General features: G+C 64.4%; 1 protein-coding gene. It reads right to left on the minus strand.

Annotated features, from left to right (window positions below):
• Positions 1-2,079 (minus strand): condensation domain-containing protein (locus GHO41_RS29075; RefSeq protein WP_153435329.1); only part of this gene is annotated, 2,079 nt, incomplete at both ends.

Here is a 2,079-nt window from a genome sequence, read left to right on the forward strand (position 1 = left end):
GATCGACGTCGCTGCGGCACAGCAACAGGCTCGCGCCCGAGTCCGCCAACATATAGGCCAGACGCTCGGCGGGGTAATCCAGGTCCAGCGGCAGGTACGCCGCGCCCGCCTTGAGCACCGCCAAAAACGCTACGACGGTGAGCTCCGAGCGCGGCAGCGCCACGGCCACCACCTCCTCCGGGCCGATGCCTCGGGACTGCAACTCACAAGCCAGCCCATTGGCTTGACGCTCAAGCTCGGCATAACTGAGTTCGCGGCCGTCACAGCTCAGCGCCCTGGCCTGCGGCTGGCGCAACACCTGCTGGCTAAAGCCCTGCACCAGATCAGTCACCGGCAGAGCGGGATGCGTCGGTTCGATACAGGCGTTGGGCAAGCCGATGGCACCGATCAAACGCTCGGCGTCTTGCGGCAACTGTGCCAGCAACCCTTCCAGTTGCGCACGAATGCGCTCGACCTCAGGCGCACTGAAGCGCTCGCGCAGGTACAGGTATTCAACCTCCAGGCCTTGCTCGCTGGCGCTGACCATCAAGTCCATCGGGAAGTTGGTCACCCCGCCGCTGCCGACCTCGGCAAAGCGCAACTCGCCGTCCTGCTCACCGCGCAGGGCGCGGTCTACCGGGTGGTTTTCAAACACGATGATGCTGTCGAACAACCCCTGCCCGCCCTGCCCGGCCCAGCGCTGAATATCTGCCAGCGGCGTGTGTTCAAAGTCGCGGATCGCCAGGTTGTAGTCCTGCACCTGACGCAACCAATCGCCCAGCGCCTGCTGCGGGTCGAGGATCTGGATCACCGGCAAGGTGTTGATAAACAGCCCGAGCATGTCCTGCGCCCCGGCCAATTGCGTCGGTCGCCCGGCCACGGTGGCGCCAAAGGCCACGCTGCGCTGCCCGGTGTGACGCTGCAAGAGCAACAGCCAGGCCCCCTGAATCAGCGTGTTCAGGGTGACGCGCTGGGCATTGGCAAAGCGATGCAGACGCTGGGTCGCCGCGCTGTCCAGATAGCTGTACAACACGCCATGCCCGCGGCCCTGAGTATTCGCAGCCTTGGCCAAAATGCTCGGTGCGTCCAGCGCTTGCAAGCGCTCGCGCCAGAAGTGTTCGGCCAGCGAGGCGTCCTGGCGCTGCAACCAACTGATGTAGTCGGCATAACGCCCGGTCAGGGCTGGCAACGCCTGCCCGGCGTACACGCGCAGCATCTCCCCGAGCAGGCGCGAGGCGCTCCAGCCGTCGAGCAGCAAGTGATGGTACGTCCAGATCATTTGCACACGGGACTCACCCACATGCACCAGGGTGAAGCGCATCAACGGCGGGCAGTTGAGGTCAAAACCACGGGCCTGTTCATCCGCGGCCAGTGCCTGCAAGGCGGCTTCGGGAGCTGCATGATCACGCCAGTCCAGCTCGACAATCGGTAGTTCGGCATGCCGATACACCGCTTGCATCGGCTCGGCCACGCCGTCACGCCACCTGAACGCAGCACGCAGCACCTCATGGCGTTCGAGCAAGGTTTGCCAGGCGGCGCGAAAACGCTCTACCTGCAAGCCTTCAACCGCCACGCTCAACTGGTTGACGTACAGATTAAGCTCGGGCGACTCGATGCAATGGAAAAGCATGCCCTGCTGCATCGGCGACAACGGGTAAACATCATCCAGCTCATTGCGATCAATCGGCAGCGTGTCGGGTGCAAGGGCAAACGCCGGAGTGTCGAGTGCTTCAAGCCGTTGCGGCTCGGCAGTCTGCGCCAGTGCCGCCAACGCACGGATGGTTTGCGCGGTGAACAACTGTTTGGGGGTAAAGGCCAACCCACGGGCCCCGGCACGGCTCACCGCTTGCAGGGAGATGATCGAATCACCGCCCAGCTCGAAGAAGTTCTCGGTGACGCCAATCGCCTCCAGCCCCAGCAACTCCTGCCAGATCTCAACCAGCAACACCTCGGCCGGAGTGCCTGGCACGACACGTTCAGCCACCTCCCGGCAGGCCTGCGGTGACGGCAGCGCCTGCCTGTCCAGCTTGCCGTTGGGGGTCAGCGGTAACGCCGCCAGGCACAGCACATGGGCGGGCAGCATATGCGCGGGTAAACGGC

This window comes from Pseudomonas sp. FSL R10-0399 (assembly GCF_009600165.1).
Lineage (GTDB): Bacteria > Pseudomonadota > Gammaproteobacteria > Pseudomonadales > Pseudomonadaceae > Aquipseudomonas > Aquipseudomonas helleri.